This is a genomic window from Shinella sp. WSC3-e, assembly GCF_945994535.1.
Lineage (GTDB): Bacteria > Pseudomonadota > Alphaproteobacteria > Rhizobiales > Rhizobiaceae > Shinella > Shinella yambaruensis.
This window is the reverse complement of the sequence record NZ_OZ000530.1, coordinates 4403569-4423042: the sequence shown is the minus strand read 5'-3', so window position 1 is coordinate 4423042 and position 19474 is coordinate 4403569. Positions and strand designations below refer to the sequence as shown.

General features: G+C 66.2%; 20 protein-coding genes and 1 pseudogene. 11 read left to right on the top strand and 10 right to left on the bottom strand.

Annotation, left to right across the window (positions count from 1 at the left end):
- Nucleotides 1-27: 27 nt before the first annotated feature.
- The 5 genes from AABF56_RS21645 to AABF56_RS21625 all read right to left on the bottom strand — a co-directional run bounded on the left by AABF56_RS21645 (nt 28) and on the right by AABF56_RS21625 (nt 4410).
- Nucleotides 28-1197, bottom strand: coding sequence for a M20 aminoacylase family protein (locus AABF56_RS21645; protein ID WP_272804323.1), 1170 nt, complete (start codon nt 1195-1197; stop codon nt 28-30).
- A gap of 13 nt (nt 1198-1210) precedes the next feature.
- Nucleotides 1211-2029: an ABC transporter permease gene (locus tag AABF56_RS21640; protein WP_244767403.1), complete on the bottom strand. Its 819-nt coding sequence runs from the start codon at nt 2027-2029 to the stop codon at nt 1211-1213.
- A complete protein-coding gene (locus tag AABF56_RS21635; protein WP_244767402.1) occupies nt 2029-2757 on the bottom strand; it encodes an ABC transporter permease in 729 nt (242 codons plus the stop codon). The genes AABF56_RS21640 and AABF56_RS21635 overlap by 1 nt, the downstream gene beginning before the upstream one ends.
- Before the next feature lie 69 nt (nt 2758-2826).
- Nucleotides 2827-3609, bottom strand: a complete 783-nt coding sequence (locus AABF56_RS21630) for a transporter substrate-binding domain-containing protein (RefSeq protein ID WP_244767401.1) — start codon at nt 3607-3609, stop codon at nt 2827-2829.
- A gap of 27 nt (nt 3610-3636) precedes the next feature.
- Entirely contained in the window at nt 3637-4410 is a 774-nt protein-coding gene (locus AABF56_RS21625; protein WP_272804322.1) for an ABC transporter ATP-binding protein, read from the bottom strand.
- Between the two features lie 212 nt (nt 4411-4622).
- Here AABF56_RS21625 and AABF56_RS21620 point away from each other — a divergent pair, with 212 nt between their 5' ends.
- From AABF56_RS21620 to AABF56_RS21600, 5 genes are all read left to right on the top strand, one after another.
- The gene (locus AABF56_RS21620; RefSeq protein WP_244767399.1) at nt 4623-5501 is read left to right on the top strand and encodes a dimethylarginine dimethylaminohydrolase family protein; all 879 of its coding nucleotides are present in this window, start codon (nt 4623-4625) and stop codon (nt 5499-5501) included.
- A 62-nt stretch (nt 5502-5563) separates the two neighbouring features.
- Complete coding sequence (locus AABF56_RS21615) at nt 5564-6202, top strand: TetR family transcriptional regulator C-terminal domain-containing protein (protein ID WP_272804321.1); 639 nt, start codon at nt 5564-5566, stop codon at nt 6200-6202.
- A 31-nt stretch (nt 6203-6233) separates the two neighbouring features.
- Nucleotides 6234-7424 carry a pyridoxal phosphate-dependent aminotransferase gene (locus AABF56_RS21610; RefSeq protein ID WP_272804320.1) on the top strand — a complete coding sequence of 397 codons (1191 nt, stop codon included), beginning with the start codon at nt 6234-6236 and terminating at the stop codon, nt 7422-7424.
- Nucleotides 7421-9028: a 5-guanidino-2-oxopentanoate decarboxylase gene (locus AABF56_RS21605; RefSeq protein ID WP_272804319.1), complete on the top strand. Its 1608-nt coding sequence runs from the start codon at nt 7421-7423 to the stop codon at nt 9026-9028. The genes AABF56_RS21610 and AABF56_RS21605 overlap by 4 nt, the downstream gene beginning before the upstream one ends.
- Nucleotides 9029-9303: 275 nt before the next feature.
- Nucleotides 9304-10125: a hypothetical protein gene (locus tag AABF56_RS21600; RefSeq protein ID WP_272804318.1), complete on the top strand. Its 822-nt coding sequence runs from the start codon at nt 9304-9306 to the stop codon at nt 10123-10125.
- 50 nt (nt 10126-10175) lie between these two features.
- On the opposite strand, the gene mscL is transcribed toward AABF56_RS21600, so the two are convergent.
- Nucleotides 10176-10616, bottom strand: coding sequence for a large conductance mechanosensitive channel protein MscL (gene mscL / locus AABF56_RS21595; protein ID WP_064332380.1), 441 nt, complete (start codon nt 10614-10616; stop codon nt 10176-10178).
- 185 nt (nt 10617-10801) lie between these two features.
- Between mscL and AABF56_RS21590 the strand changes: the two genes are divergently transcribed.
- The gene (locus tag AABF56_RS21590) at nt 10802-14302 is read left to right on the top strand and encodes a PAS domain-containing hybrid sensor histidine kinase/response regulator (RefSeq protein ID WP_272804317.1); all 3501 of its coding nucleotides are present in this window, start codon (nt 10802-10804) and stop codon (nt 14300-14302) included.
- 3 nt (nt 14303-14305) lie between these two features.
- On the opposite strand, the gene AABF56_RS21585 is transcribed toward AABF56_RS21590, so the two are convergent.
- Nucleotides 14306-14959 carry a response regulator gene (locus AABF56_RS21585; protein WP_244767393.1) on the bottom strand — a complete coding sequence of 218 codons (654 nt, stop codon included), beginning with the start codon at nt 14957-14959 and terminating at the stop codon, nt 14306-14308.
- Between the two features lie 69 nt (nt 14960-15028).
- Entirely contained in the window at nt 15029-15457 is a 429-nt protein-coding gene (locus AABF56_RS21580; protein WP_272804316.1) for a hypothetical protein, read from the bottom strand.
- Between the two features lie 109 nt (nt 15458-15566).
- Between AABF56_RS21580 and AABF56_RS21575 the strand changes: the two genes are divergently transcribed.
- The 4 genes and pseudogenes from AABF56_RS21575 to AABF56_RS21565 all read left to right on the top strand — a co-directional run bounded on the left by AABF56_RS21575 (nt 15567) and on the right by AABF56_RS21565 (nt 17497).
- On the top strand, nt 15567-15914 hold the full coding sequence (locus tag AABF56_RS21575) for a DUF952 domain-containing protein (protein ID WP_272804315.1): 348 nt from the start codon (nt 15567-15569) through the stop codon (nt 15912-15914).
- Nucleotides 15914-16999 carry a quinone-dependent dihydroorotate dehydrogenase gene (locus AABF56_RS21570; RefSeq protein ID WP_272804314.1) on the top strand — a complete coding sequence of 362 codons (1086 nt, stop codon included), beginning with the start codon at nt 15914-15916 and terminating at the stop codon, nt 16997-16999. Before AABF56_RS21575 ends, AABF56_RS21570 begins: the two co-directional genes overlap by 1 nt.
- Nucleotides 17000-17137: 138 nt before the next feature.
- Nucleotides 17138-17236 (top strand): annotated as a pseudogene (locus AABF56_RS37795) (DUF2934 domain-containing protein); the annotation flags it as partial.
- 30 nt (nt 17237-17266) lie between these two features.
- Complete coding sequence (locus tag AABF56_RS21565) at nt 17267-17497, top strand: hypothetical protein (protein WP_272804313.1); 231 nt, start codon at nt 17267-17269, stop codon at nt 17495-17497.
- Nucleotides 17498-17596: 99 nt separating this feature from the next.
- Here AABF56_RS21565 and AABF56_RS21560 read toward each other — a convergent pair whose 3' ends face one another.
- Together AABF56_RS21560 and AABF56_RS21555 are read right to left on the bottom strand one after the other, a co-directional pair.
- The gene (locus AABF56_RS21560) at nt 17597-18085 is read right to left on the bottom strand and encodes a CAP domain-containing protein (RefSeq protein ID WP_272804312.1); all 489 of its coding nucleotides are present in this window, start codon (nt 18083-18085) and stop codon (nt 17597-17599) included.
- 2 nt (nt 18086-18087) lie between these two features.
- On the bottom strand, nt 18088-18354 hold the full coding sequence (locus AABF56_RS21555; protein WP_023512405.1) for a DUF6460 domain-containing protein: 267 nt from the start codon (nt 18352-18354) through the stop codon (nt 18088-18090).
- Nucleotides 18355-18498: 144 nt separating this feature from the next.
- Between AABF56_RS21555 and AABF56_RS21550 the strand changes: the two genes are divergently transcribed.
- On the top strand, nt 18499-19440 hold the full coding sequence (locus tag AABF56_RS21550; protein WP_272804311.1) for a methyltransferase domain-containing protein: 942 nt from the start codon (nt 18499-18501) through the stop codon (nt 19438-19440).
- The last annotated feature ends 34 nt before the right edge of the window (nt 19441-19474 follow it).

The following is a 19474-nucleotide window of genomic DNA, read 5'->3' as shown; positions in this document are numbered from 1 at the left end:
GAAACGCTGACCGCCGGCGCGGCGGCCCTAGCTCGCGCGCAGGTAATGCTCGGTCAGTTCCGTCCAGAAGGCGGCGCCGACCGGCAGGAGGTCGTCGTTGAAATTGTAGCCGGGATGGTGGAGCGACTTGTCGTTTTCGCCGCCCTTGCCGCCAAGGAAGAAATAGGTGCCCGGCCGCTCCTTCAGCATATAGGCGAAATCCTCGCTGCCCATGAAGGGGCGGTCAAGGTCGACGACCTTGTCGGCACCGGCAAAGCGGATGGCGAGGTCGCGTACGAGATCCGTCTCGGCCTTGTGGTTGACCGTCGCATCGTAGAAACGCTGGTAGTCCACCGTGGCGCTCATGCCGTAGCTTTCCGCCTGGCGCTCGGCGATGAGGCGGATGCGGCGCTCCAGCTCGTCGCGCACGGCAGGATCGAAGGAGCGGATGCCGACGACGATCTCGGCCCGGCTCGGGATGATGTTGCTCGCCGAGCCCGCATGGAACGATCCGACCGTCACCACGGTCGGATCGAGCGGGTGGATGTTGCGCGAGACGATGGTCTGCAGCGCCATGACGATCGAGGCGCCGCAGACGATCGGGTCGAGCGTCTCCTGCGGCTCCGCGCCATGGCCGCCGACGCCGTTCACCGTGATGCGCGCCTCGTCGACCGCCGCCATGATCGGGCCGTCACGCAGCGCGAACTGGCCGAAGGGCAGGCCCGGCTCGTTGTGCAGGGCGAAGACGGCATCGCAGGGGAATTTGTCGAACAGCCCCTCCTCCACCATGATCTTCGCGCCGCCGAAATTCTCCTCCGCCGGCTGGAAGATCAAGTGAACGGTGCCGTCGAAATTGCGCCGCTCGGCAATCGCCCTCGCCGCGCCGAGCAGCATGGCCGTGTGCCCGTCATGGCCGCAGGCATGCATTTTTCCCGGCGTCTTGCTGGCATAGGCAAGGCCGGTCTCCTCGTGGATCGGCAGCGCATCGATATCGGCCCTGATGCCGATCGACTTGCGGCCGGTGCCGTTCACGAGGGTTGCGACGAGGCCGGTTTTCGCAAGGCCGCGCGTGACCTTGTAGCCGTAGCCTTCAAGATGGCGCGCGATGACATCCGACGTGCGCACCTCCTCCAGCCCCAGTTCCGGGTGCTCGTGCAGGTCGCGGCGGATCGCCACCATTTCCGGCATCGAGTTCTGGAGGGTCGTATGGATCGTCATGTCATCGTCCTTTTCAGGCACCACGCGTCGGGATCCTGCGTTCGAAATAGCGGAAGGCGACCACCAGGATGGCGGTCAGGCAGAGATAGATGAGCGCGAGCAGCAGCAGCGGCTCATAGGTGATGTAGGTCTCCTGCCGCACCTTGGAGATGACGGCGTAGACATCGATCACGGTGATCGTCGCGACGAGCGGCGTCGCCTTCAATTGCAGCACGGTCTCGCCGTTCAGCGTCGGCAGCGCCCGGTGCACGGCACGTGGCAGCCAGATGCGGCGGAACATCGTGAACCGGCTCATGCCATAGGCGCGCGCGGCCTCCAGTTCCCCTGCCGGCACGCCGGCAAAGGCGCCGCGCATCACCTCTCCCTCATAGGCCGCAAAGGAGATGGTCAGCGCCGCCACCCCATAGGGCCACGCCTCGCGCAGATAGGGCCAGAGGAAGGAATTGCGGATTTCCGGGAATTGCGGGAAGAGCGAGCCCAGCCCGTAATAGAGCAGCCACAGCTGGAGCAGCAGCGGCGTGCCGCGGATGATCGTGCAGAAGCCGCGCGCCAGCAATTTCAGCGGCCATGGCCCGGTCACCTGCACGAGGCCGATCGGCACGGCGAGCAGGAAGCCGAGGATCGAGGTGGTGAACAGTATCAGCAGCGTGACGCCGACGCCATAAACGAGGCGGCCGGAATATTTCGGCACCCAATCCCAGCGCATGAACCAGACGATGCAGAAGACCAGCACGGCGGCGATGGCCATCAGCACGATGCGGTGCGGCTTGAGGAGCGCGCGCTTCGAGGGCAGTTCTGTGAGGGCCAGGGCGGAAACGGTCTCCTCGCTCATCACGCATGCCTCGTCAGGCCGCGCCGATAGTGGCGCTCGATGATGCCGATCAGGACGTTGGAGAGCAGCGTGAGCAGCAGATAGAGCATGCCGGCCGCGCAGAAGAAGAGAAGATAGGCCTTGGTGCTGCCGGCCGCCTGGCGTGTCACCAACGTCAGCTCGCTGAAGCCGACGACCGCGAGAAGCGCCGTGTCCTTGGTGGCGATCAGCCAGAGGTTCGAAAGTCCGGGAATGGCATGCGGCAGCATGGCCGGCAGCGTGATGCGGCGCATGACCTGAAGGGGCGACATGCCATAGGCGCGCGCCGCCTCCATCTGCCCCGCCGGCACCGCCTTGATCGCGCCGCGCAGGACCTCGGTGGAATAGGCGCCCTGCACGACGCCGATGACGAAGATGCCGGCGGCAAGGCCGCTGATATCGACCGACCCGAAGCCGAGCGCGGCGGACATCTTGTTGAGCACGTCCGTGCCGGCATAATAAAGGATCAGGATCAGCACCAGTTCGGGGACGGCCCGAACGACGGTCGTATAGACCTCGAGAAGGTCCTTCGTCACCGGGCCGCCATAGAGCTTGCCCATGGCGCCGCCCGTGCCGAGCAGCAGGCCGAGCGCATAGCCACCGACGGCGATCTGGACCGACTGCCACAACCCTGCCAGAAGCACCCCGCCCCAGCCGGGCGGTTCGAGCGCGAGAAGGCTCCAGTTGATCAGCGATCCGGCATCGGCCATGAGGTTTTTCGTCCTTGCAAGGAACATGGCCGGCGGCGGGAGCCGCCGGCGTCAAGCACAGACCGGCGATCAGCCGCCATAGACGTCGAAGTCAAAATACTTCTTCGAGAACTCGTCATAGGTGCCGTTCTCGCGGATCGCCTTGATCGCGGCGTTGATCTTTTCCTTGAGTTCGGTCTCGCCCTTGCGCAGGCCGACGCCGACACCAGCACCGAGGATTTCCGGATCGTCCTTCACATTGCCCTTCAGGTCGCAGCAGGCCGCGCCCTGCTCGGTCTTCAGGAAATCGCTGAGGGCGATCGAGTCGGCCTGCACCGCATCGATTCGGCCGGCGGCGAGGTCGTTGTTCGCCTCGTCCTGGGTCTGGTACTCCTTCACGGTCGCGCCATTCTCGCCGAAATACTTGTTGGCGTAGACTTGGTGAATGGTGGCGACCTGCACGCCGATCGTCTTGCCGGAAAGGCCTTCCGGCGTCGGCTCGAAGTCCTGGCCCTTCGGACCGATCACGGCGGTGGGCGTGTTATAGTATTTGTCGGAGAAGTCGATCGTCTGGAGACGCTCGGCCGTGATCGACATGGAACCGATGATCATGTCGATCTTGTTGGAGGTCAGTGCGGGGATGATGCCGTCCCAGGCGACCGGCGTGATGACGCAGTCGAGCTTGGCCTCGGCGCAGATCGCCTTCATGAAGTCGACTTCCCAGCCTTCCCAGTTGCCGGAGGCATCCGGCGAGGTGAAGGGCGGATAGGGCTCGGCGGCAAAGCCGACGCGGACCTGCTGGGCCGCGGCGCCGGACAGGGCGGCAAGGCCGATCGCGGCGGCAAGGGCGATTGTCTTTACGGCATTCTTCATGATCTTCCCTCTGTTGGTTTTTGCTTCTCAGTGGATGGAGCTGATGAACTTCTTCAGCCGCTCCGATTTCGGCGACCCGAACAGTTCGTCCGGCGGGCCCTGCTCCTCGATGACCCCGTTCGCCAGGAAGACGACGTGGCTCGCGACATTGCGCGCGAACTTCATCTCGTGCGTGACGAGGATCATCGTGCGCTTTTCCTTGGCAAGATCGCCGATGACGGAGAGCACCTCGCCGACCAGCTCCGGATCGAGCGCGGAGGTGGGCTCGTCGAAGAGCATGACATGGGGCTGGATGGCGAGCGCCCGGGCGATGGCCGCGCGCTGCTGCTGGCCACCGGAGAGGAAGGCCGGATAGGCATCGCGCTTTTCGTGGAGCCCGACGCGGCGCAGCAGCGCCTCGGCCCGCTCGATCGCCTCGTCCTTCCTCACGCCGAGCACATGGACGGGCGCCTCGATGACGTTTTCCAGGATGGTCATGTGCTGCCAGAGATTGAAGCTCTGGAACACCATGCCGAGGCGCGAGCGCAGGCGCTGCACCTGCTTGCGATCGGCCGGCATCATGCCGCCGTGGCCGTCGTTCTTCATGGCGATCGTCTCGCCGTGGATGGTCACCGAACCGGCGCTCGGCAATTCCAGCATGTTGATGCAGCGAAGGAAGGTGGACTTGCCCGAGCCCGAACCGCCGATGATGGCGATCACGTCGCCCTCATGCGCGGTCAGCGAAACACCCTTGAGAACGTCAAGCGGCCCGAAGCGCTTGTGCAGGTCCCTGACCGCGATTGCCTCGGCGCGTTCCGTCATCGCGGAGCTGTCTCCAGCGCGCGGAAAATCGATGCATGGCCCATGCCAAATTCCCCTGTTTTTCAGCGTTCCCGCGGGCATCTTCGGCCCGTCGTGTCGTCTTATGGAATGCATCGTGGCACTTGTTAAGAAATTATTCAAGCGTATAATAGGCGCATCGCTGACTTTTCCGGCAGCGCCCGTCCAAGATGATTTTCCCTTAGGAGCAGTGAATGACCGCCTACGGTTCGCAGGAAATGTCGGCCCCCCTGATGCGTGTTCTGATGCGCCGCCCCGGCGAGAGCCTGAGGGGCGCCGATGCCGCCAAGTGGCATTACGGCCCGACCTTCGACGGCGCCCGCGCGGTCCACCAGTACAAGGCCTTCGCCGAGCTCGTGGAAAAATCCGGCACCGAGATCATCTGGCTGGAGGACGAAGGCGACGGGCTCGCCGACGCCATGTTCACCCACGATCCCTCGCTGATGTCCGATCACGGCGCGATCCTCCTGCGCATGGGCAAGCCGCTGCGCGTCGCCGAAACCGCGCTGCACGAAAAGGCCTATGCCGAACGCCAGATCCCGATCCTCGGCCGCATCGAGGGCGACGGCACCGTGGAGGGCGGCGACTGCATCTGGCTCGATGCGAAGACGCTCGTCATCGGCCGCGGCGTGCGCACCAACCAGGAAGGCATCGACCAGATCACGAAGATCCTCGGCCCGCACGGCGTCACGGTTCTCGCCTACGACCTGCCGCTCTGGCAGGGCGAGGAAGCCTGCCTCCACCTGATGAGCGTGATGAGCCCGCTGGCGGACGACCTTGCCCTCGTCTTCGCCCCGCTGCTGCCGGCCGCCTTCTACCAGCTGCTCAAGAAGCGCGGCATCCGCCTGATCGAGGCGCCGGCCGACGAATTCCACGCCAGCAACGGCCTGTCGCTCAACGTGCTGCCGACCCGGCCCTACGAGGTCATCATGGTCGAAGGCTTCCCGGCCACCAAGGCGGCGATGGAAGCGGCCGGCTGCACGGTGGAGACCTTCGAGGCCGACGCGCTGTGCATCGCCTGCGAGGGCGGGCCGACCTGCCTGACGCGGCCGGTGCTGCGCCGCGCGGCCTGAAGCAGCTCCAGCGGAAGGGGGCAGCCTTGCGTCCGGAATTGCGCAGAGACTAGAGAGGAACCATGGCCCGCCGGACCTTCCATCGCGCCCCCGAGGCCGAACGCCGCCACGACCTGATCGAGGCGACGCTCGACTGCATCGCGGAATACGGCCTGGAGGGCGCGACGGTCCGGCAGATCGCCATCAAGGCGGGCGTGACGGCGGGCCTCATCCGGCATTACTTCCAGTCCAAGGAGCACATCCTGCAGGAGGCCTATCGGGTCGTCATCGCCCGGCTCACCGAAAAGGCCGAGCGGGTGACGGGCGATCCGGAAACGCGGCTGCGCGACTTCATCGTCATCAACCTGACGGAACCGGTCGCCAACAGCCGAAGCCTCTCGCTCTGGGCCTCGTTCATCAGCCGCGTCAGCGTCGATCCGGAACTCGCCGCCATCCACCGCGAGGGCTATCTGAGTTTCCGCAACGCGCTGGAGGGCCTGCTCGGCGACTTCCTTGCCGCGCGCGGCGCGGACGCCTCGCCGGAGCGCTGCCGCACGCTCGCCATCGCGATCAACGGCCTGCTCGACGGACTCTGGCTGGAAGGCTGCCTGGCCGGCGAGCTTTTCGGGGAAAGCGAGCTCGTCGAGATCGCGCTGACCTCGATCGAAACCCTGCTCGGGCTGCGCCTGAGACCGGTCGACGCCGCAGGCACCGACCGATAAACGACACCCAATGGAAATGCGGAGGACGGCCATGCGCTATGCATCCATCACAGATCGGCTTGCCAATCTCGGCTCTGAAAAATGGGCCATCCACGCCGAGGCGCGACGCATGAAGGCCGAAGGCGCGGCGGTCATCGAGCTGACCATCGGCGAGCCGGACGTACCGCCGGACCCGGCGCTGCTGGCCGAGGCCGCGCGTACCATGCATGCCGGCCGCTACCGCTATTCCAACGGCCGCGGCGAACCCTCCGTGGTCGACGCGCTGGTGCGCAAGTACCAGAAGCGCCGCTGCGACGTGACCTCCGCCAACGTGCTCTGCTTCCCCGGCACCCAGACCGCCCTCTTCGCCGTCATGCTCGGCCTCGTGGAAGCGGGCGATGCGGTGCTCGTCGGCGATCCGCTCTATGCCACCTACGAGGGTGTCATCCGCGCCACCGGCGCCGAGCGCATCGCCGTGCCGCTGCGCCCGGAAAACGGCTTCCACATGAAGGCGGCCGACCTCGAAGCCGCCATCACGCCGGCCTGCCGGGTACTGCTGCTCAACACGCCGCACAACCCGACGGGCGCGGTGCTGAGCGCCGCCGAGATCGCCGAGATCGGCGCCGTCTGCCGCAGGCACGACCTGTGGATCGTCTGCGACGAGGTCTATGAAGAGCTCGTCTTCGGCGCGGCCTTCGCCTCGCCCTTCGACAATCCCGACCTTGCCGAGCGCACCATCGTCGTCTCCTCCATCTCGAAATCCCACGCCGCGCCGGGCTTCCGCAGCGGCTGGGCGATCGGCCCGGCGGAATTCTGCACGCGGCTGCTCTCGGTTTCCGAGACGATGCTGTTCGGCGGCCAGCCCTTCATCGCCGACATGACGGCCTATGCGCTCGACAACCCGATCTCGACCGCCGCGACGATGCGCCAGAGCTACAAGGCGCGCGCCGCCCGTTTCGCCGAAGCCCTGTCGCGCGCACCCGGCCTCGTGCCGCTGCCGCCGGAGGCCGGCATGTTCATCGTCGTCGACGTTTCCGAAACGGGCATGAGCGGCGAGGATTTCGCCTGGGCACTCCTGCGCGAGGAACGTGTCGCGGTCATGCCGGGTTCCTCCTTCGGCGAGGAGGCGGAAGGCTTCATCCGCCTCAGCCTGACCGTGCCCGATGCCCATATCGACGAGGCCTGCCGGCGCATCACCGCGCTCGCAACCCGTTCCACCATGCCGAAGGAGCGCCGCGCATGAGCACGAAAACCGTCGGGGAAGTTCTCGTCGACCTCCTGGAGGCTAACGGCGTCGAGGTCGTGTTCGGCATTCCGGGCGTGCACACGGTCGAACTCTACCGGGGCCTTGCCGCCGCGAAGATCCGCCACATCACGCCGCGCCACGAACAGGGCGCCGGCTTCATGGCGGACGGGTATGCCCGCGTTTCCGGCAAGCCGGGCGTCGCGCTGGTCATCACCGGCCCCGGCCTTACCAACACCATCACGGCGATGGCGCAGGCGCGGCAGGATTCCGTGCCCATGCTGGTCATATCCGGCGTCAACCGGCGCGATTCGCTCGGCCACGGCCGCGGCCTGCTGCACGAATTGCCGGACCAGCAGGGCATGATGAAGACGCTCGCCCTCTATTCGCACACGCTGCTCAATCCCGCCGACCTGCCGCTCGTCATGGAACGCGCCTTTGCCGTGCTGCTGTCCGGCCGCCCCGGCCCGGTGCATATCGAAATCCCGACCGACGTGATGGCGAAGCCCATCGAGACCGGCAGCTTCCCCGCCGCGGTCGCCACGCGCCCGCGCGCCGATGCGGAAACCCTGCAGCGCGCCGCCATCCTGTGCACCAACGCCTCGCGCCCCGTCATCCTCGCCGGCGGCGGCGCGGTGACGGCGGAAGAGGAGATCCGCGCCCTTGCCGAGCGCATCGGCGCGCCCGTCGTCACCACCGTCAATGCCCGCGGGATGCTTGCCGGAAGTGCCCTGCGCGTGCCGGCGAGCCCCAGCCTCAAGGCCGTGCGCCGGCTGCTTGCCGATGCCGACCTCGTCGTCGCCTTCGGCACGGAATTCGGACCGACGGACTATGACATCAATGTCGACAACGGCTTTCCGCGGCTGAAATCGCTGATCCGCATCGATATCGACGCCGCCCAGCTTGCCCGCACGCCACAATCGGGGCTTTCGATCTTCTCCAGCGCCAAGACGGCGGCGGCCGGCATGCTCGGCTTCCTCGAGGGTCACAAGGCGACAAGCAACGGGGCTGCACGCGCCGAAACCGCCCGCAAGGGCGCCTGGAACGAGCTGACGGCGAAGATGCAGGCGGAAATCGGCGTCATCGATGCCATCTGGCGCACGCTGCCGAAGGCGATCATCGTGGGCGATTCCACCCAGGCCGTCTATGCCGGCAACTACTATTGCGACGCGCCGCGCCCGCGCAGCTGGTTCAACGCCGCGACCGGCTACGGCGCGCTCGGCTTCGCCCCGCCCGCCGCCATCGGCGCAGCCCTTGCCGAACCCGATGTGCCGGTTATCTGCCTTGTCGGCGATGGCGGCCTGCAGTTCTCCCTGTCGGAGATCGGCTCGGCGGCGGATGCCGGCGCGCGCGTCATCTTCCTCGTCTGGAACAATGACGGCTACCAGGAGATCGAGAACTTCATGGTCGAGGCCGGCATCACGCCGGAAGGGGTGAAACCCTCCGCGCCCGACTTCATCGCCATCGGCACCGCCTATGGCGTGCCCGCCGAACGCCTCGCCGACGTGCGCGACCTGCCGGCCGCGCTGGAGCAGGCAGGCGGCCGCAAGGGCCCGAGCCTCATCGAGATCCACCAGACGAAGACAGCCGGCGCTACGGCCTGATTCGCGGCGGCAAGGCATCGGGCACGCCGCCCCGCACGTTCCCGAACGGACCGGCCGACGACGCAAAGCCCGGATATGCCCGGGTTTTCCGGGCGCCGGCGGCGCTGGCCGATTCCACGCCTTTGCAAGCCGTCGTTTATTTGTCATGGATGGCGCTGCCGTCTGCCAGCCCTTGCGCCGACGGCCACGGGAACGGACTCGAATACAGGTTGGCGGACCAGCAGGCTTTTCCAGGACCAGTCTATCAAAGGGTGCCGCCCGGTGCGCGGCCTCCCGTGCCCTCGCTCATCCAGAAGGCGCTCGACTGGGTGCCGATGCGCGACTTCGCAGCGGCCCATGTCGGCTTTACCGGCCGGTTCAACCGCGCGACCCGGCGGCTCGACCGCGAGGGCGGCCCGGCCATCCTCGCCGCCCAGGGCCACTTCCATTTCGGCGAACAGCTGGTGATCCCCGTCGCCACCAAACGCCTGACGACCCGGCTGCGCGACAACATCTCCGATCGTGGCCAGCTTCGCTGGATCGGCACACATTTCCTCGACGGCAGCGACTGGAGCCGCGTCGTCGAACCGCTCGACAAATCCTCCTCCCATGCGGAGATCGTCGAACTCGTCGAAACGCGGCAGGATTTTCGCGCGGGGGCACGCTACCAGGCCTATGCCGAGCGCATCAGGGGCGGCGCGACGGTCAAGCGCAACCGCATCGCCCTCGACACGATCGACAAGCTCGACAATTTCTTCGAATACTATCTGGCGCTCATCGCCGACATCGAGAAGAACGGTATCGTGCCGCATTCCGATCTCGGCCTGCGCGGCCAGACCGGCCGGCGCCATCGCTGGACACGCACGCTCTGGCAGGACCTTGCCGAGCGCGACATCGGCGTGGCGATCGGCGCCGATGGCACCCTCATCCGCCATACCAACGGCAAGCACCGCATGGCGGCCGCGCTCACGCTCGGCATCGAGCGCATTCCCGTCGAAATCCGGCTCGTACATGCCGGCTGGCTCATGCGCCGGAGCGAGCGTCTCGGCCTCTCACCGGCCGATGCCCTCGTCGCCACGCTTGAGCAGGCCCGCGCGACGGGATGGCCCGCGGTATAAAAAGCCCGGCGAACCGGGCCTTTCACCTACAAAAACCAGCTTTGGATGCCTCAGGCGACCGGACGGCTCTTCAGGAGGTCGCGGATCTCGGTGAGAAGTAGCACGTCTTCCGGCGGCGGTGCGGGCTCGGCGGCACCGGCAGCCTTTTCCTTCTCCAGCGACGCGCGCATGCGGTTCACGCCCTTGATCATCAGGAAGATGATCCAGGCGAGGATGAGGAAGTTGATGAATACGGTGATGAAGCTGCCATAGGCGAAAACGGCGCCCTGCTCGCGGGCGGCGGCGAGCGACGAGGCCGTCACATTGCTCGACAGGGGCAGGAAGTAGTTGGAAAAGTCGAAACCGCCCCCGGTCAAGGCACCGACGATCGGCATGACGAGGTCATTGACGACGGATTCGACGATCTTGTTGAAGGCTGCACCGATGATGACACCCACGGCGAGGTCCATGACATTGCCGCGGGCGATAAACGCCTTGAACTCATTGAGCATGAGGGTCTCCTGTTGCTGCAAAGCCCGAGCAACCTAGATTAGTTTTCATGGAGATGGAACTGCGTTCCATCAATATCGACGGGGTTACACACCGCTCCTTTTCATCCTCGACCTTCGACGCAATTTCCTTCCCGTCCGCTTTGGCCTATTCTCGTTTGAAAGGCCGAAGGACTGCGGGAGGAAGCATGCCGGGCTCGCTGATATTCGCCTTGGCGCTCGCCTATCTGCTCCTGCTCTTCGCAGTCGCAAGTTACGGTGACCGGAAGGCAAAACGCACCGACCGCACATCGAAGGGCCGGCCGCTCGTCTATGCGCTGAGCCTTGCGATCTACTGCACCTCCTGGACCTATTTCGGCGGCGTGGGCCTCGCCACGACCAATGGCCTCGAATTTGCCGGCATCTATATCGGCCCGATCCTGATGTTCACGCTCGGCATGCCGCTCCTGCGCCGCATCGTGACGCTGGCCAAATCCGAGCGCCTCACCTCGATCGCCGACTTCGTCGCCGCGCGCTACGGCAAGAATCCCGGCGTTGCCGCCGTCGTCGCCCTCATCTCGCTGATCGGCTACATTCCCTATATCGCGCTCCAGCTGAAGGCGGTCTCGAGCTCCGTCTCGGCCATGGTCGATACCACCGGCTTCGGCATCGCCGCTTCCGGCGGCCTCATCGACCTGCCGCTGGTCGTCACGCTGTTCCTTGCCTGCTTTGCCATCGTCTTCGGCACGCGCCACACGGACGCCACCGAGCACCAGGACGGCCTCATCCTCGCCATCTCGATGGAATCGCTGGTCAAGCTCGTCGCCATCGCCTCCGTCGGCATCTACGTCATCTACTTCATGTTCGACGGGCTCGGCGACCTCTGGCAGCGCGCGGCGGAAAACGAACGCGTCATGCAAGCGCTGACCTACGAGACGCCGGTCGCGCGCTGGATCCTGCTCATCGTGCTCTCCGCCTTCGCCATCGTCATGCTGCCGCGCCAGTTCCACGTCACGGTCGTGGAGAACCGCACGGCCGGCGAGCTGCGCATGGCGGGCGTCCTCTTCCCGCTCTACCTCGTCGCCATCAACCTCTTCGTGCTGCCCGTCGCCATCGGCGGCGTGCTCACCTTCAACGGCCAGGGCGATGCCGACCTCTACGTGCTGACCCTGCCCTTCGCGCTCGACCAGCCCGTCCTGACGCTCATCGCCTTCATCGGCGGGTTCTCCGCCGCCACCGCCATGGTCATCGTCGCCTCGGTGGCGCTCTCCATCATGGTGTCGAACGACATCGTCATCCCGGTCGTGCTGCGGCGCAATCTCATCGGCGGCGTCGAGCAGCAGGACGACCTGTCGCGCATGCTGCTGCGCATCCGGCGGCTCGCTATCTTCTTCGTGCTGCTGCTCGGCTATGCCTATTACCGCGCCGCGACCGCCAATGCCGGCCTCGCCTCGATGGGCCTGCTCGCCTTCGCCGCGGCGGCGCAGGTCGCCCCGACGCTGCTCGGCGGCCTCTTCTGGCGCAATGCCAATGCCCGCGGCGCCATGGCCGGAATGATCTCCGGCCTCGTCGTCTGGGCCTACCTGCTCTTCCTGCCGAGTATCGGCGTCGCCGACAATGCCTATATCGCCGAAACCGTGCTCGGCTTCCTGTTCCCCGGTGCGACCATCTTCACTGGCGAGAACGCGGACCCGCTGGTCAACGCCACGCTGCTCGCCATGATGGTAAACATCGGCGCCTATGTCATCGGCTCGCTCACCCGCAACCCGACCTCGCTGGAACGGCTCCAGGCCGGCACCTTCATCCGTCCCAAGCCGCGTCTCGAACGGGCCTTCCGCGGCCGGCGCACCAAGGTGACGGTCAAGGATCTCAAGTCCACCATCGCAAAGTATCTCGGCGAGGAGCGCATGCAGCGCTCCTTCCATACCTATGAGCGGCAGGTCGGCCGCTGGCTGGAGGACAATTCGCCGGCCGATGCCGCCATCGTGCACTTTTCCGAACAGCTGCTCGGCAGCGCCATCGGCTCCTCCTCGGCCCGCCTCGTCCTGTCGCTCGTGCTCCAGCGCATCGACGACACGCCGACGGATACGGACTGGCTGCTCGACCAGGCCAGCGAGGCGCTGCAATACAACCAGGACATGCTGCAGACCGCGCTCGGCCAGATGGACCAGGGCATCGCCGTCTTCGACAGCGCCGGCAACCTCACCGTCTGGAACCGCCGTTTCCGCCAGTTGCTCGACCTGCCGGAATATGTCGGCCAGGTCGGCTTTCCGCTTTCCGACATCGTGGAAATCCTCGTCGAGCGCGGCGATATCGCGGAGGAGGACCGCGAGGCCGCGGTGACGCGCACCATGACCTTCGACGAACCCTTTGCGCTGGTGCTTTCCGGCGGCGAGCGCATCATCGAGGTGCGTACCAATGCCATGCCGGAAAAGGGCTTCGTCTCCACCTATACCGACATCACCGACCGCGTGGCGGCCGACCGGGCCCTCAAGCAGGTCAACGAGACGCTGGAACAGCGCGTCGCCCAGCGCACCGCCGAGCTCACCCGCGTCAACACGGAGCTGGCCGAAGCGCGCGCGGCCGCCGAGGAGGCGAATATCAGCAAGACGCGCTTCTTCGCGGCCGCCGGCCACGACATCCTCCAGCCGCTGAACGCCGCCCGCCTCTACTCCTCCTCCCTCGTCGAACGGCTCGGGGAGACGGAGAACCGCCAGATGATCCACAACATCGATTCCTCGCTGGAATCGGTGGAAGCCATTCTCGGCGCCGTGCTCGACATTTCCCGCCTCGACACCGGCGCGATGAAGCCGCGCGTGCAGACGGTGCCGCTGAAGGACCTCCTGAAGCGCATCGAGACCGATTTTGCGCCCATGGCGCGGGCGAAGAGCCTGAAGTTCACCGTGCTCCCCTCCTCGCTCGCCATCCGCACCGACCCAAACCTCCTGCGCCGCGTCGTGCAGAACCTCGTCTCGAACGCCATCAAGTACACCAATTCGGGAAAGGTCCTCGTCGGCGTCCGGCGCAAGGGCGGGCACGCCTATATCCAGGTGCTGGATTCCGGCATCGGCATTCCCGCCTCGAAATTCCGCACCGTGTTCAAGGAGTTCGCCCGCCTCGACGAGGGTGCGCGCACGGCGCCGGGCCTCGGGCTCGGCCTTTCCATCGTCGACCGCATCTCGCGCGTGCTGTCGCATCCGGTCGAGCTGCAATCGACGCAGGGGCGCGGCACCAGTTTCAAGGTGCGCGTGCCGATCGATGCCGTCGCAAGCCGCCACGTCGCCGACAAGCCCGCCGCGCTGCCGGCAAGCGACGAGCCGCTCAAGGGCCTGCGCGTCCTCTGCGTCGACAACGAGCCGAAGATCCTCGACGGCATGCGGCTGCTGCTCTCCGGCTGGGGCTGCGCGGTGACGCTCGCCGAATCGGTGGCCGCGGTCGAGGCGCTGGCCGCAGCCGGCACCCCCGCCTTCGATGCGGTCATCGCCGACTATCATCTCGACGACGGCACCGGCATTGCCGCGATCGGAAAGCTCCGGGCGGCGCTCGGCCGGCAAGTCCCGGCCCTGCTCGTCACCGCAGACCGCACGCCGGACGTGCGCGCCGAGGCCGAGCGCGACACTATCCTCGTGCAGAACAAGCCCGTCCGCCCCGCCTCCATGCGGGCCTGGCTGACGCAGCTTTCGACGACGCAGCGGGAAGCGGCGGAGTAGGTCTCAGGCGGCGGCCTGGGCGCTGCCGATCTTGCCGAGCTGGATGACCGCCTGGGTGCGGCTGTCGACGTTGAGCTTCAGGAGGATGGCAGAAACATGCGCCTTGATGGTCGCCTCGGAGACGCCGAGCTCATAGGCGATCTGCTTGTTGAGCAGGCCTTCGGCGAGCATGGCGAGCACGCGCGACTGCTGAGGCGTCAGCGTGCGCAGCCGCGCAATCAGGTCCGCCACCTCGCTGTCCTGCTCCGGCCCGCGCACATAGCCGCCGGGCGTATAGATATTGCCCTCCAGCACCGAGCCTATGCCCTCGCGGATATCCTCGATCGAGGCGGATTTGGAGATGAAGCCGGATGCGCCGAGATCGAGCGCCCGACGGATGGTAACCGGGTCGTCGCTCGCCGAGACGATGACGACGGGAAGGCTCTGGAATTCCGCTCTCAGCGAGATCAGGCCGGACAGGCCGCTGACGCCGGGCATGGCGAGGTCGAGCAGCATGAGGTCGGCGTTCGGATGGTCGGCGGCCGCCTTGCGCGCCGCCTCGAAATCGCCGGCCTCGACGATATCAGGATTGCCCGCCATTCCGGTCAGCGCCTGTTTCAACGCGCCGCGGAACAGCGGATGGTCGTCCGCGATGATGATCGTGAGTGCCGATGCCATGCGCTCCCTCCCCGGAGTAGACGGACCCGCGACGGACACAGCACGGCCTTGGCCGGCGAAGGATGTCCGTCAGGTCTTCTGCGGGATCGCGTCCTTCCCGGGGGCGGTTTCCTCCTCACCCTCCTCCAGGTTTTTCACGATGCCCATGAACCTTTGCATCATCTTTTCCATGATGGTCATGGTCCGGTCAATCTCTTCATCCGTGGGTAGCGACGGTTTTGCGGCCGTCTCGCCCGTCACGCCGCCTTTTTCCAGCGCCTCGACGCGCTTGGTGAGGAGGTCGAGCTCCTTTTCGAAGGCCGCGCGCTCGTCCGCCGCCATGCGGCAGACGATTTGGCCCTCCTGCTCCCGGCACAGCGAAACCTCACCCGTCGCGGTGTCGAGGCGGACAAAACCGCCGTCCGTCTTCTCCATGCGGTAGCGTCCCTCGCCCTCGGCCTGGGCGGAGCCCGCCACGAGGGCGGCGACGAAGATGAAAGGCAGAGCGTGAATTCGCATGCAAAATCCTCCAAGAGCCGGTTTGCGGGCCTGTCGCCGGTGGACATTCGCCGTTCTTTGCGGCAAGCGCTACCGTTGAAAAACAGCAGCCAGTGGAGGAACGGACGAGATGGCCAAAACAATCTACAAGATCGTTCCGGCAAGTCTGTGGCAGAAGGCGAAGGCGGCCGGGATTTTCGAGGGCGCCGCCATCGACCTCTCGGATGGTTTCATCCATTTCTCCACCGCCGCGCAGGCGAAGGAGACGGCCGCCCGCCATTTCGCCGGCCAGACCGACCTCCTCCTCGTCGCCGTCGATGGCGAGGCGCTCGGCGAAAGGCTGGTCTACGAACCCTCGCGCGGCGGCGACCTCTTCCCCCATCTCTATGCTGCCCTTCCGCTCTCCGCCGTGCTCTGGGAAAAGCCCCTGCCGCTCGGCCCGGACGGCGCCCACCAGTTTCCGGAGATGCCGCTCTGATGTCGCTCTTGTCCACCCTCGGCCGCAAGGGCCTCTTCCTCTTCGATCCCGAAACCGCGCATGGCCTGTCGATCGCCGCGCTGAAGGCCGGTCTCGTGCCCGCCTGCCCGGCCAAGGCCGATCCGCGCCTCGTGCAGACCGTCGCCGGCCTTGCCTTCCCCAACCCGCTCGGCATGGCCGCGGGCTACGACAAGAATGCCGAAGTGCCGGAGGCCCTCCTGCGCCTCGGCTTCGGCTTCACCGAGATCGGCACCGTCACCCCGCGCCCGCAGGAAGGCAATCCGAAGCCGCGCATCTTCCGCCTTGTGCAGGACGATGCCGTCATCAACCGCCTCGGCTTCAACAATGCCGGCCATGCGGCGGCGCTGGACCGCCTGAAGACCTGCCGGCGCGATGCGTTGACCGGCGTGAACATCGGCGCCAACAAGGACAGCGCCGACCGCATCGCCGACTATGTCGCCGGCATCCGCACCTTCTACGACGTGGCGCACTATTTCACCGCCAACATCTCCTCCCCCAACACGCCGGGCCTGCGCGACCTGCAGGCCAAGGAAAGCCTGCATGCCCTGCTGTCCGCCGTGCTCGCCGCACGCGCGGAGGAGGCGGCGAGACGCGGCCGCCATGTGCCGGTCTTCCTGAAGATCGCGCCGGACCTTACCGAGGAGGGCCTCGACGACATCGCCGAAGTGGCGCTCGCCCATCCGCTCGACGGCCTCATCGTCTCCAACACCACGCTGTCGCGCGAAGGCCTCGGCGACACGCGCCAGGCCGGCGAGGCGGGCGGGCTTTCCGGCAAGCCGCTCTTCGAGAAGTCGACCGTGGTGCTCGCCAAGATGCGCCGGCGTGTCGGCGAAAGCCTGCCGATCATCGGCGTCGGCGGCGTCTCCAGCGCCGAGACGGCAGCGGAGAAGATCCGCGCCGGCGCGAACCTCGTGCAGCTCTATTCCTGTATGGTCTATGCCGGCCCGACCCTGCCCGGCGAAATCGTGAAAGGCCTCTCGCGCATTTGTGATCGCGAGCAGATCGCCTCGATCTCCGCGCTTCGCGGCACGCGCACCGCCCATTGGGCCGATCGCGCCCTCTGACCGCCACACGGGAACCATAGTCCTCCTGAAGGGTTTCGTTCCTGCGGGTGGAGTGTTCGGCAAAAGCCGATTCGCATCGACGGTAGCCTGCACCGATCCCGCCCATAACGGCCAAAAAGGCCAGGAAGGGACGATATCATGGATGATCACAACGAACGGATCCGGCAAAGGGCCCATGAAATATGGGAAGAAGAAGGCCGCCCGGAAGGCCGCGAATATTCCCACTGGCTGCGCGCCAGGGCGGATGTGCGCGAGGAGGAAGGCGAAGTGTCGATCTTCGCAAGGAGCGGGCTCATTCTGCGCCCGGACATGCATCCAAGCGAGGAAATGGAACGAACCAGCAAATCTGACATCGCTCGCAACACGCTTCCGCCCGGCACCGTGCCCGAGAATCCGACAGCGGAAAATCCCGACCGCATTGCGCGCCTGACGCCGGCACGGCCCCGAAAGCCGCTTGATGCGCGCGATATCGACACGCAGCTCGACCAGCCCTTTTGAGGGGCCGAGCGTTCGGGTCGGGGATAATCCCCGGCCCGGTCCAAAAAACTACGGGCCGGCTAACTTCCGCAGGCGATCACCTCAAGGGGATCGGCACGCTCAGCTTGACAGGACCATCGCCCAATAGGGCCGGTTGCCGGACGCGGGATTGGAGACGACAGCGACGCCCAGGCCGCGGTAGCCCGTTCCGAGCATGTTTTCCAGGTGCTTCGGCGAGCGATACCAGGCATCGAAGGCTTCCGCCGCGCTGTCCTGCCCGGCCGCGATGTTTTCCGCTGCCGGCAGAGGCACCTCCATGCCCTTCATGCGCTTCAGGAAATTCGCGCTGAAGCCGATATTGTGCTCCATCCTGCCCGCGCTCGCCATGCGGCTTGCCTGGTCCATGGCCGCGCGCTGCGCCGCCTTGTCTAGGGAAAGCGGCGCAAGGCCGCGTTCGGTCCTGATCTTGTTGACGAAGGCGAGCGAGGCCGGCGTCTGGTCGCTGCCGGTGCCGGCCGACGGGGTCAGCACGCCGGTGGTGGAACAGCCCGCGGCGAGCACGGCGACGGACGCCGCGGAGGCGGCAAGAAAGGCACGACGGGACATCATGGTCAGCGACGGTAGCTCAGGACGCGGATGAGAATGAAGACGGGCACGACGATGACGGCGCCGAGCAGCAGGTAGTCGCCCAGACGGCCCAGCGTCTTGAAGCCGGTGTTCCAGAGATCGACGATGAAATCGCGCACGGCAAAGAGGATGTCGTCCGGATAGAGCCCGAAGATCGACATCAGGAAGCCCACGGCCACCGACAGGATCAAAAGCTTGATGATCACGCGGATCGGTGTATCGCCGAGGAACCCGTTCACGCCATTCGACATCGGTTGATTCTCCAAAAACTCGTGTCCGTCCCAGATAAGCCGTCACCGGTCCCGCCGCAAGCAAGGGGTCCTCGCGAGAATTCGCTTGCCTTTTGCCGCGGCCCTGCCATGTAGCGCCGTCCGTTTTTCCGTTTTCGAGCCCCTATGACGAGCCCGCACTTCTCCTCCGGCGATCTCATCGCCGACCGCCGCGCCGATTATGCCCGCATGTTCGCGGAATCGGGCGAATTCGCGGAGGCTGCGGAACTCATGGAACAGGCGCTCGAACAGGTGCCCTCCTGGGCCGCCGGCTGGTTCCGGCTCGCCGAATATGCGGAGAAATCGGGCCGGAAGGAGGCAGCGACGGCCGCCCTTCAGAAGGTCGTCGCCCTCGACCCGGCCGATATCTTCGGTGCCGGCCTGAAACTGGCCGTGCTGGGCGCCGCCGAAACGCCCGCCGCGCCCTCGACAGCCTATGTCGAGCGGCTCTTCGACGACTATGCCGACCGCTTCGACACCGCCCTCGTGCAACGGCTCGACTATACCGTGCCGCAGACGCTCGCCCGGCTGGTGCGCCGGCATGCGGGCGAGGATGCGCATTTCGGCCTCGTCTCGGATATCGGCTGCGGCACCGGCCTCTTCGGTGTGGAACTGCGCGCCAGCGCCAGGCGGCTCGAGGGTTTCGACCTTTCCGCCGGCATGCTGGCCAAGGCGGAGGAGAAAGGGGTCTACGACCATCTCGCGCAGGCCGACCTGTCGTTGCCGGCCGCAGAGAGCGGGCTTTTCGCTGCTGCGCCGGAGGAACGGGCCGACCTCGTCGGCGCTGCCGACGTGCTGATGTATCTCGGCGACCTCGCCGAGGTCTTCCCGAGCGCCGCGCGCCTCTTGAAGGCCGGCGGCGTCTTCGCCTTTTCCGTCGAGGACGGCGGGACGGGTGATGCACCGCTGCTGCGCCCGTCGCTGCGCTATGCCCATCCGGAACGCTTCATCCGCCAAAGGGCCGAAGAAAGTGGCCTTGCCATCCTCGCCGTCGAGAAAAGCGTGATCCGGCAGGATGCCGGCCAGCCGGTGCACGGGCTGCTCTTCCTCGCAAGGCGCGAAGCCTAGCCGAAGGCAACGCTTGCGCCGGCCATTGCGCCCT

Excerpts from the sequence above, each read along its gene's own strand:
- AABF56_RS21635 (WP_244767402.1), bottom strand. The coding sequence starts at position 2,757 with ATGGCCGATGCCGGATCGCTGATCAACTGGAGCCTTCTCGCGCTCGAA.
- AABF56_RS21585 (WP_244767393.1), bottom strand. The coding sequence starts at position 14,959 with ATGGCATCGGCACTCACGATCATCATCGCGGACGACCATCCGCTGTTC.
- mscL (WP_064332380.1), bottom strand. The coding sequence starts at position 10,616 with ATGCTCAATGAGTTCAAGGCGTTTATCGCCCGCGGCAATGTCATGGAC.
- AABF56_RS21645 (WP_272804323.1), bottom strand. The coding sequence starts at position 1,197 with ATGACGATCCATACGACCCTCCAGAACTCGATGCCGGAAATGGTGGCG.
- AABF56_RS21580 (WP_272804316.1), bottom strand. The coding sequence starts at position 15,457 with ATGCGAATTCACGCTCTGCCTTTCATCTTCGTCGCCGCCCTCGTGGCG.
- AABF56_RS21560 (WP_272804312.1), bottom strand. The coding sequence starts at position 18,085 with ATGATGTCCCGTCGTGCCTTTCTTGCCGCCTCCGCGGCGTCCGTCGCC.
- AABF56_RS21570 (WP_272804314.1), top strand. The coding sequence starts at position 15,914 with ATGTCGCTCTTGTCCACCCTCGGCCGCAAGGGCCTCTTCCTCTTCGAT.
- AABF56_RS21550 (WP_272804311.1), top strand. The coding sequence starts at position 18,499 with ATGACGAGCCCGCACTTCTCCTCCGGCGATCTCATCGCCGACCGCCGC.
- AABF56_RS21640 (WP_244767403.1), bottom strand. The coding sequence starts at position 2,029 with ATGAGCGAGGAGACCGTTTCCGCCCTGGCCCTCACAGAACTGCCCTCG.
- AABF56_RS21610 (WP_272804320.1), top strand. The coding sequence starts at position 6,234 with ATGCGCTATGCATCCATCACAGATCGGCTTGCCAATCTCGGCTCTGAA.
- AABF56_RS21555 (WP_023512405.1), bottom strand. The coding sequence starts at position 18,354 with ATGTCGAATGGCGTGAACGGGTTCCTCGGCGATACACCGATCCGCGTG.
- AABF56_RS21615 (WP_272804321.1), top strand. The coding sequence starts at position 5,564 with ATGGCCCGCCGGACCTTCCATCGCGCCCCCGAGGCCGAACGCCGCCAC.
- AABF56_RS21605 (WP_272804319.1), top strand. The coding sequence starts at position 7,421 with ATGAGCACGAAAACCGTCGGGGAAGTTCTCGTCGACCTCCTGGAGGCT.
- AABF56_RS21625 (WP_272804322.1), bottom strand. The coding sequence starts at position 4,410 with ATGACGGAACGCGCCGAGGCAATCGCGGTCAGGGACCTGCACAAGCGC.
- AABF56_RS21630 (WP_244767401.1), bottom strand. The coding sequence starts at position 3,609 with ATGAAGAATGCCGTAAAGACAATCGCCCTTGCCGCCGCGATCGGCCTT.
- AABF56_RS21575 (WP_272804315.1), top strand. The coding sequence starts at position 15,567 with ATGGCCAAAACAATCTACAAGATCGTTCCGGCAAGTCTGTGGCAGAAG.
- AABF56_RS21620 (WP_244767399.1), top strand. The coding sequence starts at position 4,623 with ATGACCGCCTACGGTTCGCAGGAAATGTCGGCCCCCCTGATGCGTGTT.
- AABF56_RS21590 (WP_272804317.1), top strand. The coding sequence starts at position 10,802 with ATGCCGGGCTCGCTGATATTCGCCTTGGCGCTCGCCTATCTGCTCCTG.